Raw genomic sequence first — 13,089 nt, forward strand, 5'->3', positions numbered from 1 at the left:
GATGAAAAATGTGGCTAAAATGCATTGTGGTTTTGCGACCATCAGCTTGTTAATTTTACTTTCAAGCCTATTGTTAGTGGTGTTATGGTTTGATGATGAAAGTTTTCGTTTGCATTCTTCCATTGCCATGCAACGGCAACGCTATGTTCAGCAAGATCGCCGTTTACAACAACAATTTCAGCAACAGCAAGACAGCTTGTGCGAAACTTTGGATTTAAGTTTAGCGGGGAATATGGCAAGTATTGCTATTATGGCTGAAAATAGTGAAGAGCATCAACAGTTTATTTGGTGCCAGCGACAGGCGTTATTTAAAAAAGCCCCGACAAAAAATTTGAACGAGGGGCAGTTGATGGAATTTATTGATCCCGCAGCATTTACTTTATTTAAGGGGAAAGCCATTCAAAGTACACAGTATTTCTCCTCTGACAATGCCAATAATTTATTTTGGTTCGATCAAGCCCACACGGAATGGCAAATTAATAGCAACATCAATGCAGTAGTGATTGCCACGGGCGATTTACATATTGTGGGTAAAGGAAAAATTATCGGCAGCGTGATTACGCAAGGGACATTAAGCAAAGATGATGCGGTGACGTTAACCTATAAAAAAACAGTTGTCACCGATGTTGTGCAACGTTTTAGTCAATGGCAACATGTGGAGAAAACTTGGTATGATTTTATCCCCTAAAATTCAACGAGGCATGAGTTTAGTAACCTTGTTAGCCGTACTCAGCCTATTCAGTGGCATTTTTCTAGCGATTAATCAATGGACAAGTCATCAACGTAAAACCGCCAATGAAATTTATCAACGTTATCAGGCCATCCAAATTGCGGAAAATCAGCAACAACGGCAATTTCTCGGCTTGCCTTGTGAAAACCAAGTGCAACAAAACCAACTGACTTTTAGCATTTTTTGTACGGGAAAACAGGTGAAAGTGCGGTATATTTTAGGTGAAATTAGTTTATAATGGAGGAAATTCATTCTCACCCATGGGGCTATTATGTTTAAAATTTATCATTCTAATGATCTTGACGTTCAAAAAGATATTTTATGTGAATTAATTAAGCGAGATCCCTTGGATGATCCCTTTGAAACGGAAACCATTTTGGTGCAAAGCCCTGGTATGGCGCAATGGTTACAACTGCAGTTAGCAGAGAAACAAGGGATTGCGGCCAATTTCAAGTTTCCCATGCCAGCCAGTTTTATTTGGCAACAATATGTGGATAATTTACCAAATGTGTTGCCGAATGCAGTGGAGCAAAGCCAATTTAGTAAAGAGGCCATGACGTGGCGGTTAATGGGGTTGATTAAGCAACTTGATTTTCAACCTATTTTGCATTATCTACATTATTCGATTGATTCCGAACAACACAAACTCTATCAATTAGCCAGTAAAATAGCCGATCTCTTTGACCAATATTTGGTTTATCGACCTCAATGGATTACGGCTTGGGAACAACAGCAACCTGAGATCATTGTACAAGAGATTTTAAGCCAACAAAAACAGTTGGATGAATGTTTTAAACAGCAAATTATGCAAGATGTGGCGTGGCAAGGGAAATTATGGTGTGCTTTGATTGGCGAGGTTGCCAGTGAGGGGCATCTTGTACAACACCGTGCTAATTTATACCGTCAATATTTGCAATTATCGAGCTATAAAAATTTACCCAAACGCCTATTTATCTTTGGTATTTCCGCCTTGCCAAAAACTTATTTAGACACCTTGGCTGTGATGGCAGAACATTGTGATGTACATCTGTTCTTTAATAACCCGAGCCAATATTATTGGGGCGATATTGTAGATCCCACCTTTGCCCAAAAACGTGCGTTGAAAACCTTAACCAAACAGCAGAGTGGGCAAGCGATTTCCTTGTTTAACGACACGCAACTGGAAGATTATTTTGCCAATAAACAAGAATTAACGGCGGAAGATGAACATTTATCCATCGGTCATCCTTTGTTGGCCACTTGGGGCAAATTAGGACGGGATTTTTTCTATTTATTAAGCCGATTAGACAGCCAAGAAATTCAAGCCAATACAGAATTAACCGGTGATTCGCATTTATTAACCCAAGTAAAACGCAAAATTTTGCAGTTGGCACCTAGCCAAGGGAAATCGTTGCATTGGACAGCGCAAGATCCGTCTTTGTCTTTTCATGCTTGCCATAGTCCAATGCGTGAAGTGGAAGTCTTGCACGATTATTTATTGCAATGTTTTCAACAAGATGAAGACCTTACACCAAAAGATATTGTGGTTATGGTGGCCAATATTGATCGCTACGCACCTTATATTCAGGCAGTTTTTGGCCAGTATCAAGTAAAAATTCAAGATGCTAAAGGGAAATGGGGCGAAGATAAGCGTTATATTCCGTTTTCCATTGCGGATCAAACCTTATCCGAAAGCGATGTCTTGTTGGCGACGTTCTTGCATTTATTACGCTTAAAAGACAGTCAATTTAGTGCGGAAGACGTGTTGGCACTGTTAGATATTCCCGCAATCCGTCAACGTTTTTCGATCACCCTCGGGGATCTGGATAATTTACGCCATTGGGTCAAGGACAGTGGCATTCGTTTTGGATTGGAAAAATCCAGTACGCAAGGGGTGAATTTCAATGCGTGGCAAGCGGGGTTGGAGCGCATGTTATTGGGTTTTGCACTACGTGAAGAAAATGGTATTTGGCAACAAGAAAATCTGGGCTTTGATAATAGTTATGGGCTGAACAGTCGCTTAGTGGGGGCATTGGCTCGCTTTATTGAACAGTTACATAGCTGGCAAATCACCTTGTCTCAACCGCATACTGTGACGCAATGGGAAACAGCATTGACGGCGTTACTGGCGGATTTCTTTAGTGAGGAAGCGCATACCGTCGACATGTTGCGTTATATTGAAAACAGCATTCAGCAAGTCAGCCAATCATTAAAAGCGTGGCAAGTGGATGAACCTTTGACCACAGAGGTGATGGTGGATGTGTTGACGGAAAAATTAAATGCACCAGAGAATAGTTTAAAATTCTTGGTGGGGAAAGTGAGTTTTTGTACCCTCTTACCAATGCGAACCATTCCATTTAAAGTGGTGTGCTTGTTAGGTATGAACGAACAGGATTATCCACGCCATACGACGCCAAATAGTTTTGATTTAATGCAATATCACCGTCAAAAAGGCGATCGTTTTCGCCGTGATGATGATCGTTATTTGTTCCTTGAGGCCTTGTTATCGGCACAACAACGGTTATATATCAGTTATGTGGGGCAATCGATTATTGATAATTGTCCGTTAGAACCATCGGTGTTGGTTAATCAATTATTGGATTATTTGTATGATAATCTGGATGTGGACTGTCAACCGCAAGGCGATAAAAAAGCTTTGGTTCAATATCACGCCATGACCGCCTGGAGTGCGAAAAACTTTAGCGAAACGCACCGCACTTTTGCCAAACAATGGGCCAATATTGCCAATGCACATCAGCCACCGTTGGATTTTGTGCAAGCCGCATCTTCTTCAACTGAAGTCGCTGTTACTCCTGTCAGTATTGATTGCGAGCAGTTAATTAAATTTGTGAAAAATCCGGTGCAGTTTTTCTTTGAACAACGGCTTGGCGTGTATTATCGTGATCAAGATGAGCAGATTAGCGATACAGAATATTTTACCTTAGACGGTTTAGACACTTATCAAATTCAACAAGATTTGTTAATGAACGAAGATCTGGATATTGAACAATATTTTGCCAAATTAACCGTTAAAGGGCGATTGCCTCGTGGTGAATTTGCCCAGATTTACCAACAACAACTACGCTCGGATGTGGAACAATTTCGTACGGTGATTGCCGCTTATCAAGGCAAACCAATGGAAAGCCGTTACATTGATTTCACCTTTAATATTAAAGGACAACTGGTGCAATTAAGTGGTTACATTGATCGACTATTCAGCACTGAAAACGGTTTGCAACGCATTCAATGGCAAGCGGGCAAACACAAAGACAGCTATACGATTGAGAATTGGCTGAATTGGTTAATATTGCAGGTCTGTTCAGGGGATGAATCTGTGTTACCGGCTATTTTTTATGGGAAAGACAAGAAAAATTTAGTTGGAAAAACCTTTTTAACTGAGCATGAATTTGATCCTGAAGCCTTGTTGCAATCTTATATTGCGGATTATTTAGCGGGTGAACAACAGGTCGTGCTAACGGTCAGTGATGGCATTAGCGGTTATTTAAAAAAAGAAACAGATAGCGCTAAGTGCCAATTCATTCAAACCATGGCGGAGGGGGATAAATACAAGGCGGGTGATATTTATTGGCAGCGTATTTTGAAACAAACCGCAGACTTAAACAAGTATCTGGAAAAAATCAGCGAAAATACGGAAAAATGGTTTAGGGATATGTTGGATTCCACAAAATCTCTGTAAACTGCGGTTAATTTTTGCGATTTTTTCAGGTAAAATAACACAAATTTTATAGCGTAAAATAAGGATTGGCGGATGCGAATTAATCAAATTGTGAATGTGGATTTGGTTAAACAGATGAATAGTGCGGTGGTGTATAAATTAATCGACCAACAAGCACCGATTTCACGAATTAAAATTTCGGAATTAAGCCAGTTGGCACCGGCGAGCGTCACCAAAATTACTCGGGCATTATTGGCTCGAGGGTTAATTAAAGAAGTGGAACAGCAAGAATCCACGGGGGGGCGTCGTGCCACGTCTATTGTGGCAGAACAGAAAGCCTTTCGGACGTTACTGATTCATTTGGGTCGAGAAGAAATTGTACTGGCTATCATGGATTTGTCGGCCAAGTTGCTGAAATATCAGCATTTTGATTTGCCTGACCTGCCGGATTTGAGCCATTTAGAAGATTTCTTATTTGAGCAATTAGACAAATTTATTGCCGATAATCAAGCAAAATCCAGTGAGTTGATTGCCATTGGCGTGACGGTTGCGGGGTTTGTGAATGGCCAAAATAATCTGATTGAAAATTTACCGCACTTTACGCTTGCAGAACCTTGGGATTTGGTGCAACGACTCGAAGAACGCTTTCATTTACCGAGTTATATCGGGCAAGATGTGCGCAGTTTGGCCTTAGCGGAACATTATTTTGGCGTGACCAAAGATTGTTATGATTCCCTGTTATTACGCATTCATCGTGGCGTGGGAGCGGGTATAGTGATTAATCACGAAGTCTTTCAAGGCTACCGCAATAACGTGGGTGAAATTGGCCATATTCAGGTGGATCCGTTGGGAAAACGCTGCTTGTGTGGCAATGTGGGTTGTTTGGAAACCGTGGTCAGCAATGAGGCCATTGAAAATAAAATGCAACAGATGTTGGAAGATGGTTATCAAAGCAAGTGGCTCTCATTAGAAAGCCATGATATTGAAGCAATTTGTAAAGCAAGCAATAAGCATGACGCAGTGGCGACCGAGTTAATTGAACATGTAGGTGTGCAAATTGGCCGTGTGTTGGCTATGTCGGTGAATATGTTTAACCCTGAAAAAATCGTGATTTCGGGGGAAATTACGCAGGCAAAAAATACATTATTTGCTGCCATTCATCGGACGCTTGAAAGCCATGCCTTGCCCGCTTTTGTGAAAAATACGCCGTTAGTGGTGTCAGCATTACATCATGAAGATGTGATCGGCGCATTTGCGTTGGTAAAACGGGCATTGTTAGACGGCCGTTTATTGCAACATCTTTTGGAGGAGTAAGGCCGTATTTTAGGGCGATTTGTTTAATCTGTATTCGAACGAACGCCAATTTTGTGATTATCAGGAAAAAAGTGTTGACGAGTTAGCGTGAAATAAGCATAATACGCACCGCAACGCTGATTACGGTGACGCAAAATATGGCTACATAGCTCAGTCGGTTAGAGCACAACACTCATAATGTTGGGGTCGCAAGTTCGAATCTCGCTGTAGCCACCATTTTAAAGTGGTCAATATATTGCGGAAGTGGCGAAATTGGTAGACGCACCAGATTTAGGTTCTGGCGCCTGTGCGTGTGGGTTCAAGTCCCTCCTTCCGCACCATTTTCAGTTTGCAACTCTTTTAGTAGGTGGGGTATCGCCAAGCGGTAAGGCACTGGGTTTTGATCTCAGCATCCCTAGGTTCGAATCCTAGTACCCCAGCCATACTATTCAACAAAGCAAATCACTATCTGTTTAAGATAATTTAATTGGGGTATCGCCAAGCGGTAAGGCACTGGGTTTTGATCTCAGCATCCCTAGGTTCGAATCCTAGTACCCCAGCCATATTTCTAATGTTTTTTACTTTCTCCGCAACGACACCTCTCCACCATTAAACGTCAATAATTCACCATTATCAGTGAATAATTTTAAATAACCACGTTCATCAATGCCTTGTTCCACGCCTGAAATTACTTGTTTCTCGGTGATAATATTGACGGTTTCACCAAAATAAGCATCAACCTCTTGCCATTTTCGTTGAAATTCCGCATCTATGCCTGTTTGCTCAAAGGTGTCTAATGCTTGATAAATCTGCTGGATCAACGCAATTAACAATGAAGTGCGGTCTATTTTAGGCAAAATTTCGGTTAAATTCGCCCAACGTTGGTCAATTTGTTGGTTATCTTTGGGAATATCCACATTTAACCCAATCCCCACCACCAAATTAAGTTGACCATTCTCGGTATGCGCAATTTCAATTAAAATGCCCGCTAATTTTCGGCCTTTTAACAAAATATCATTGGGCCATTTCAGCATAATGTCGGTACCGCCTAATTTGATTAACGCATGATTTATCGCCATGGCAACCACAGAACTTAAGCCGTCAAGGGGCTTTCTAGCATCCACTTGCCAAATAAAACTCAACATTAACTGGCTTGCAAAAGGCGAAATCCATTGCCGCCCCCGTCGCCCTCGCCCTGCGGTTTGACATTCTGCAGTGCAAATATCGCCTTTGTTTAAGCGTTTGATATTTTCTAACAGAAATTGGTTAGTGGAATGAATAACCGGACGGTAAAACACTTGATAAGGCAAACGCTGGCGTAATTTTTCAGGGGTTAATAAAGCGGTTTGGGGCAATAATTTTACCTCGCCAAGCGTGGTATCAAGATGAATCCCTTGTTGTTGTAATTGCTGAATTTGAGCCAATAATGCCTCGTCATTACAACCTAAAAGCGCAGTTAAATTTTCAAAAGAATAGGCTTGACCATCGGCCAGTTTTTCTAATAAATCGTACATAGATTTCCTTTTTAATCATGCGTTAAAAAAAGCCAGATTTTTCACAAAAATTCGTTCACAAAATAAGGTTAAATCTGTATAATGCGTTCGCAATATTTTATAGCATACACTTAAAAGAGAGAATATTGCAATGTTACGAATTAAGCAAGAAGCCTTAACTTTTGATGACGTTTTACTCGTCCCCGCACATTCCACCGTGTTACCCAACACCGCTGATTTGTCCACCCAATTAACCAAAACCATTCGCTTAAATATCCCAATGCTGTCTGCGGCAATGGATACCGTGACGGAAACCAAATTAGCGATTTCCTTAGCGCAAGAGGGCGGAATTGGTTTTATTCATAAAAATATGTCTATTGAACGCCAAGCGGAACGTGTGCGTAAAGTGAAAAAATTTGAAAGTGGGATTGTATCCGAACCTGTTTGTGTGCAACCCGATATGACCTTGGCACAATTAGCCGACATTACCCAGAAAAATGGCTTTGCCAGTTTCCCAGTGGTAGATCATGCTGGCGAATTGGTCGGTATTATCACCGGCCGTGATGTACGTTTTGTCTCAGATCATAGCAAAACCATTGCAGAATTTATGACGCCAAGAGAACGTCTTGTTACCGTGAAAGAAAATGCCAAACGTGAAGAAATATTTGGTTTAATGCACCAACATCGTGTGGAAAAAGTGTTGGTATTAGATGCGAATGAGAAGTTAAAAGGCATGATTACCTTAAAAGACTATCAAAAAGCGCAAAATACCCCTAATGCTTGTAAAGATGAATTTGGTCGTTTACGTGTCGGAGCCGCTGTCGGTGCCGGTGCAGGCAATGAAGAACGCATTGAGGCGTTAGTGCAAGCGGGCGTAGATGTGTTATTAATTGATTCTTCCCACGGTCATTCCGAGGGCGTGTTACAACGTGTGCGTGAAACTCGAGCCAAATACCCCGATTTACAAATTGTGGCAGGCAATATTGCAACAGCTGAGGGAGCCATAGCCTTAGCAGACGCAGGCGCCAGTGCCGTAAAAGTCGGGATTGGCCCCGGTTCCATTTGTACGACTCGTATCGTCACAGGCGTGGGTGTACCACAAATTACCGCTATTGCCGAGGCTGCCGCCGCACTAGCTGAACGTGGTATTCCTGTGATTGCTGACGGGGGGATTCGTTTTTCAGGTGACATTGCAAAAGCCATTGCCGCTGGAGCAAATTGCGTGATGGTGGGATCCATGTTTGCGGGAACCGAAGAGGCACCGGGCGAAATTGAACTCTATCAAGGACGTTCCTTTAAATCTTACCGTGGCATGGGATCCTTAGGCGCCATGGCAAAAGGCTCTTCAGACCGTTATTTCCAATCCGATAATGCCGCTGATAAACTCGTGCCAGAGGGCATTGAGGGGCGAATTCCTTACAAAGGTTATTTACGTGAAATCGTCCATCAACAAATGGGCGGATTACGTTCTTGCATGGGCTTAACAGGTTCTGCCACCATTGAAGATCTTCGCACCAAAGCACAATTTGTACGAATCAGTGGCGCAGGAATTAAAGAAAGTCATGTGCATGATGTGACGATTACGAAAGAAGCGCCGAATTATCGCATGGGGTAATCCAAAGTGCAGTGAAATTTTATGAGATTTGATAGATTTTACCAATATTATATTGGAGAGTGTGATATGTTAGATTTCACATATGAGGGTAGCCAAGAATTTTTAGTGTATTGTGTGGATGAGTTTTTAGATAGCTTTAAAGGAAAAGATTCTTTTTTGTTGCCTTCATCAGGAGATAGACGAGGTGATAGTAGCCCTTATCCTAATACTGCTTTCTTGTCAAAAAAGCAAAATATTAAGTATGACTTAAGACGCTTTTTGAATGAAATATATATAAGCGTTGATATATTTGATCCAAAAGAATTAAAGAAAATGCCCAGTTCCTTTTGGAATTTATTTTTTGAGCTTGAATCCTTAGGTAAAGTAAAATTTAGTCCTCATTGTGTAAGTGGCAAAAATGAAATCAATCAAAATTCATCTAAAAGTGCTATCTATGACGTTATAAGAGAAATAGTATTGATGGACGAATATAACAATTATTCTGTTGATTTTGGTCTTATTGAAGTTATTTTTGATTTAAATAAATCTCGGGATAATTTACCAAATAATATTATAGAATCTTTCAGAATTTTACATAAAATAAACTATCAATTATATAGAAGAAATTATTTAAGCTCTAGAAAATGATTTATATTTATTAGGAACATATAAATGAACAACATTCACCAACATAAAATTTTAATTTTAGATTTCGGTTCACAATATACCCAATTAATCGCACGTCGTGTGCGTGAAATTGGGGTATACTGCGAACTTTGGGCGTGGGATGTCACGGAAGCTCAAATCCGTGAATTTAACCCAACGGGGATTATTTTATCAGGTGGTCCTGAAAGTACCACGGAAGACAACAGCCCTCGTGCGCCAGAATATGTGTTTACCGCAGGCGTGCCTGTATTAGGCATTTGCTACGGCATGCAAACCATGGCAATGCAATTAGGCGGATTAACCGAAAATTCCGATCACCGTGAATTTGGTTATGCGCAAGTGGATTTACAGGCAACTTGCCAATTATTCGCCCAATTAAATGATGATGTCAATGCCTCGCAACCTAAATTAGATGTATGGATGAGTCATGGCGACAAAGTGACTCGTTTACCCACCGATTTCCAAGTGACTGGCACCACGCCGACTTGCCCGATTGCGGCTATGTCCGACGAAAAACGCCGTTTCTATGGCGTGCAGTTTCACCCCGAAGTCACCCACACGAAAAGCGGATTGGCATTATTAACCAATTTTGTGGTGAATATTTGTGGTTGCGAAACCAAATGGACGGCGGAAAATATTATAGAAGATGCCGTGGCCCGCATTAAAGCCCAAGTGGGGAATGATGAAGTTATTTTAGGCTTGTCTGGTGGCGTAGATTCTTCCGTTACTGCCTTGTTATTACACCGTGCCATTGGTAAAAATTTACATTGCGTATTTGTGGATAACGGTTTATTACGCCTAAATGAGGGCGATCAAGTGATGGAAATGTTTGGCGATAAATTCGGCTTGAACATTATCCGTGTTAATGCCGAAGATCGTTTTTTAGACGCCTTAAAAGGTGAAAATGATCCCGAGAAAAAACGCAAAATTATCGGTAAAGTGTTCGTTGATGTGTTTGATGAAGAATCCCACAAACAAACTAACGTGAAATGGTTGGCACAAGGCACAATCTACCCTGATGTAATTGAATCGGCAGCCAGCAAAACAGGCAAAGCCCATGTCATCAAATCTCACCATAATGTAGGCGGTTTACCGGATTATATGAAACTCGGTTTAGTGGAACCGTTACGTGAATTATTTAAAGATGAAGTGCGTAAAATTGGTTTAGCCTTAGGCTTGCCGGCTGAAATGTTAAATCGCCACCCATTCCCCGGCCCCGGTTTAGGCGTGCGTGTGCTTGGCGAAATCAAAAAAGAATACTGCGATTTGTTACGTAAAGCCGACGCAATCTTTATTGAAGAACTTTACAATTCAGGCTGGTATTACAAAGTCAGCCAAGCCTTTACCGTATTCTTGCCGGTGAAATCCGTCGGCGTGATGGGGGATGGACGTAAATATGATTGGGTTGTTTCTTTGCGTGCCGTCGAAACAATTGATTTTATGACCGCACATTGGGCGCATTTGCCTTATGATTTACTTGGCAAAATCTCCAATCGGATTATTAATGAAGTGAGTGGGATTTCAAGGGTGGTGTATGATGTAAGTGGCAAACCACCTGCTACGATAGAATGGGAATAGCCAGTTTTTCCCCATAAAGACAAAAAACCCCGATATATATCGGGGTTCTATTTATCTTACTCAATGACGACCCAGCCATCATCCACCCAGTTACAAATACTGTCTATCAACAAATCCATATCAATATCGTCACTGGTTAATTGCTGAATGGCGGATAAATCAAGGTGTTCACCGTCTGCAAGGGCTTTTAAAATGTCTTTTTCCAACGGATTTAATTCATCTAACCATTCGCCATTGGCGTAAATTTCTAATTCAGGTTGTTCCAAATACGCCAATTTGCAATTATTATCTTGAGAAATCACCGCACTTTCTTGTTGCAATAATTCTAGAATTTCATCAGGATCAGCCATATCATCAGACACCAACATTTCATAACGGCGTGATGTGACGGTTTGAGCGAGGGCCTGTTGGAATAGGCGATCAAATTCAGGCGATTCAGATAATTTCTCTATCAATTTGCTTTTAATGGCTTGAATTTCGGGTTGCCCTAGTTTGCCCGTGGCTTGTGGGGTTTGATCTAAACGTAATGGCAATAAAAACGCAGACAAATCAATATCAGGATTTTTATGACAAAAGCCTTTGTTCACATTCTCTAAAATATCGCTCAAATTCGGGTAACGCAGGCCGAAAGAAAAGGTTAAGCAATCACTTTCTGCCACGCCAAAATGTGACATTCGGGCGGGAACATAAAGAATATCGCCCGGATTCATGACTTCATCAATCACCAATTCACCCATATCATCAAAAATACGGATCGGCTGATTCGGCTTAAATTCGGTGCTCGGATCACACCATTTGCCCAACTGCCAACGGCGTTGACCGTAGCCTTGCACCAGAAACACATCATATTCATCATAATGTTTACCCACCGAACCGCCTTTCGGGGCGTAAGACACCATAATATCGTCCCGTTGCCATTGCGGAATAAAGCCAAAGGCTTGCCAAAGATCGCCCAGTTCCGTAGACCATTGTTCTAAATTTTGTACCAACACTGACCAACGTTCAGGCAAGTTTTCAAAATCTTGTTCGCTCAACGGACTAAAACTCACTTTCCAATCATCATCCGCATAAGTTTTCACCAGCCGAGCGGTGACATCTTCATTTTGTGCCAATTCAATAATATCGTCGGGTTCAAATTGCCCCACAATTTGTGGCAAACCATGACGAATAATTAACGGTTTTTTCTGCCAATAATCTCGTAGGAAAATTTCAGGGGTGATGTTTGGGGGTAAACAATAGTTAGTCATTTTGTTTGTCCTTGATGTATTTTATTGTGAAATATAAAAACAATCTTTTTTCCAAAAGATTGGGTTACAGATAATGTATTCTTCAATTTGATGGTAGGACTGCTCATTTCTGATAATATGCTCATGATAATTTCTCTGCCATACGGAATAGCCTAGTCCAATTTTACTGCTAACGCTAGACTTATAACCACGGATGATTGAACCTAGATTATTTTTAGGGCTATTAAATCGTGGTTTGATCATATCATCAAATTCCGATAATTCATTGATAAAATTTAATATGCCGTGCATATGGTTAGGCATAATGATAAATTCACCAATTTCAATGCCTTTCCTTTTATTGATCGTATTTAACCATTCTTGATGTGCAATTTTGCCATTTTCATTGAGTATCATTTCACCATTAATGATTTTGCCAAAGATAGGTTGGTTTTTAAAACAGCAAATAGTGATAAAATAAGAACCCGCAGAGGCGTAATTATAATGTTGCAATCTAATAGTTTTTCGGTGATGAATATTGGGGTTGTATTGCATATTTGTTCCATAGTTTTTGGGATGTATGTAATACGTCTCTATGATTTAATTGTGTTGTTTGGGCGTATGCAATACGCCCCTACGCTTTTATGATTTAATTGTGTTTTTGGGCGTATGCAATATGCCCGTGCGTTTTTATGATTTAATTGTGTTTTTTTGGGGGATGTAATATATATGTTCCTACGTTTTTGCGGTTTAATTGTGTTTTTGGGGCGTATGTAATACGTTCCTACGCTTTTATGATTTAATTGTGTTTTTTGGGCGTATGCAATACGCCCCTACGTTTTGTGGTTTAATTG

At 40.8% G+C, this 13,089-nt stretch carries 10 protein-coding genes and 4 tRNA genes; 11 read left to right on the plus strand and 3 right to left on the minus strand.

What is annotated here, in order from left to right:
- The first annotated feature begins 1 nt into the window (after position 1).
- The 8 genes from ACTG7L_RS10210 (at position 2) to ACTG7L_RS10245 (ending at position 6,241) form a co-directional block, all read left to right on the plus strand.
- Positions 2-688: a DUF2572 family protein gene (locus ACTG7L_RS10210; RefSeq protein WP_439328453.1), complete on the plus strand. Its 687-nt coding sequence runs from the start codon at positions 2-4 to the stop codon at positions 686-688.
- A complete protein-coding gene (locus tag ACTG7L_RS10215; RefSeq protein WP_439328454.1) occupies positions 672-968 on the plus strand; it encodes a DUF5374 domain-containing protein in 297 nt (98 codons plus the stop codon). Before ACTG7L_RS10210 ends, ACTG7L_RS10215 begins: the two co-directional genes overlap by 17 nt.
- Before the next feature lie 33 nt (positions 969-1,001).
- Entirely contained in the window at positions 1,002-4,406 is a 3,405-nt protein-coding gene (gene recC / locus ACTG7L_RS10220; RefSeq protein ID WP_439328455.1) for an exodeoxyribonuclease V subunit gamma, read from the plus strand.
- Between the two features lie 72 nt (positions 4,407-4,478).
- On the plus strand, positions 4,479-5,699 hold the full coding sequence (locus tag ACTG7L_RS10225) for an ROK family protein (RefSeq protein WP_439328456.1): 1,221 nt from the start codon (positions 4,479-4,481) through the stop codon (positions 5,697-5,699).
- Positions 5,700-5,838: 139 nt separating this feature from the next.
- A tRNA-Met gene (locus ACTG7L_RS10230) sits at positions 5,839-5,915 on the plus strand.
- A 21-nt stretch (positions 5,916-5,936) separates the two neighbouring features.
- Positions 5,937-6,019: transfer RNA gene (locus ACTG7L_RS10235), tRNA-Leu, on the plus strand.
- A gap of 27 nt (positions 6,020-6,046) precedes the next feature.
- Positions 6,047-6,121, plus strand: a tRNA-Gln gene (locus ACTG7L_RS10240).
- 45 nt (positions 6,122-6,166) lie between these two features.
- Positions 6,167-6,241: transfer RNA gene (locus ACTG7L_RS10245), tRNA-Gln, on the plus strand.
- Between the two features lie 15 nt (positions 6,242-6,256).
- On the opposite strand, the gene birA is transcribed toward ACTG7L_RS10245, so the two are convergent.
- Positions 6,257-7,192, minus strand: a complete 936-nt coding sequence (gene birA / locus ACTG7L_RS10250; protein ID WP_439328457.1) for a bifunctional biotin--[acetyl-CoA-carboxylase] ligase/biotin operon repressor BirA — start codon at positions 7,190-7,192, stop codon at positions 6,257-6,259.
- 130 nt (positions 7,193-7,322) lie between these two features.
- Between birA and guaB the strand changes: the two genes are divergently transcribed.
- The 3 genes from guaB to guaA all read left to right on the plus strand — a co-directional run bounded on the left by guaB (position 7,323) and on the right by guaA (position 11,009).
- Positions 7,323-8,786 (plus strand): IMP dehydrogenase, encoded by a 1,464-nt coding sequence (guaB, locus tag ACTG7L_RS10255; protein WP_439257698.1) that lies wholly within the window; start codon positions 7,323-7,325, stop codon positions 8,784-8,786.
- Between the two features lie 66 nt (positions 8,787-8,852).
- Positions 8,853-9,413: a hypothetical protein gene (locus ACTG7L_RS10260; protein WP_439257697.1), complete on the plus strand. Its 561-nt coding sequence runs from the start codon at positions 8,853-8,855 to the stop codon at positions 9,411-9,413.
- A gap of 24 nt (positions 9,414-9,437) precedes the next feature.
- A complete protein-coding gene (gene guaA / locus ACTG7L_RS10265) occupies positions 9,438-11,009 on the plus strand; it encodes a glutamine-hydrolyzing GMP synthase (protein ID WP_439328458.1) in 1,572 nt (523 codons plus the stop codon).
- Between the two features lie 56 nt (positions 11,010-11,065).
- Here guaA and ACTG7L_RS10270 read toward each other — a convergent pair whose 3' ends face one another.
- Both ACTG7L_RS10270 and ACTG7L_RS10275 read right to left on the minus strand, forming a co-directional pair.
- A complete protein-coding gene (locus ACTG7L_RS10270) occupies positions 11,066-12,256 on the minus strand; it encodes a ribosomal protein uL16 3-hydroxylase (RefSeq protein ID WP_439328459.1) in 1,191 nt (396 codons plus the stop codon).
- 21 nt (positions 12,257-12,277) lie between these two features.
- Positions 12,278-12,790 (minus strand): transposase, encoded by a 513-nt coding sequence (locus ACTG7L_RS10275; protein ID WP_439328460.1) that lies wholly within the window; start codon positions 12,788-12,790, stop codon positions 12,278-12,280.
- Positions 12,791-13,089: the final 299 nt, after the last annotated feature.

This window comes from Lonepinella sp. BR2357, assembly GCF_051851525.1.
Taxonomy (GTDB): Bacteria; Pseudomonadota; Gammaproteobacteria; order Enterobacterales; family Pasteurellaceae; genus Lonepinella.

Coding starts and splice junctions, on each gene's coding strand:
- ACTG7L_RS10210 (WP_439328453.1), top strand. CDS start 2: ATGAAAAATGTGGCTAAAATGCATTGTGGTTTTGCGACCATCAGCTTG.
- ACTG7L_RS10215 (WP_439328454.1), top strand. CDS start 672: ATGATTTTATCCCCTAAAATTCAACGAGGCATGAGTTTAGTAACCTTG.
- recC (WP_439328455.1), top strand. CDS start 1,002: ATGTTTAAAATTTATCATTCTAATGATCTTGACGTTCAAAAAGATATT.
- ACTG7L_RS10225 (WP_439328456.1), top strand. CDS start 4,479: ATGCGAATTAATCAAATTGTGAATGTGGATTTGGTTAAACAGATGAAT.
- birA (WP_439328457.1), bottom strand. CDS start 7,192: ATGTACGATTTATTAGAAAAACTGGCCGATGGTCAAGCCTATTCTTTT.
- guaB (WP_439257698.1), top strand. CDS start 7,323: ATGTTACGAATTAAGCAAGAAGCCTTAACTTTTGATGACGTTTTACTC.
- ACTG7L_RS10260 (WP_439257697.1), top strand. CDS start 8,853: ATGTTAGATTTCACATATGAGGGTAGCCAAGAATTTTTAGTGTATTGT.
- guaA (WP_439328458.1), top strand. CDS start 9,438: ATGAACAACATTCACCAACATAAAATTTTAATTTTAGATTTCGGTTCA.
- ACTG7L_RS10270 (WP_439328459.1), bottom strand. CDS start 12,256: ATGACTAACTATTGTTTACCCCCAAACATCACCCCTGAAATTTTCCTA.
- ACTG7L_RS10275 (WP_439328460.1), bottom strand. CDS start 12,790: ATGCAATACAACCCCAATATTCATCACCGAAAAACTATTAGATTGCAA.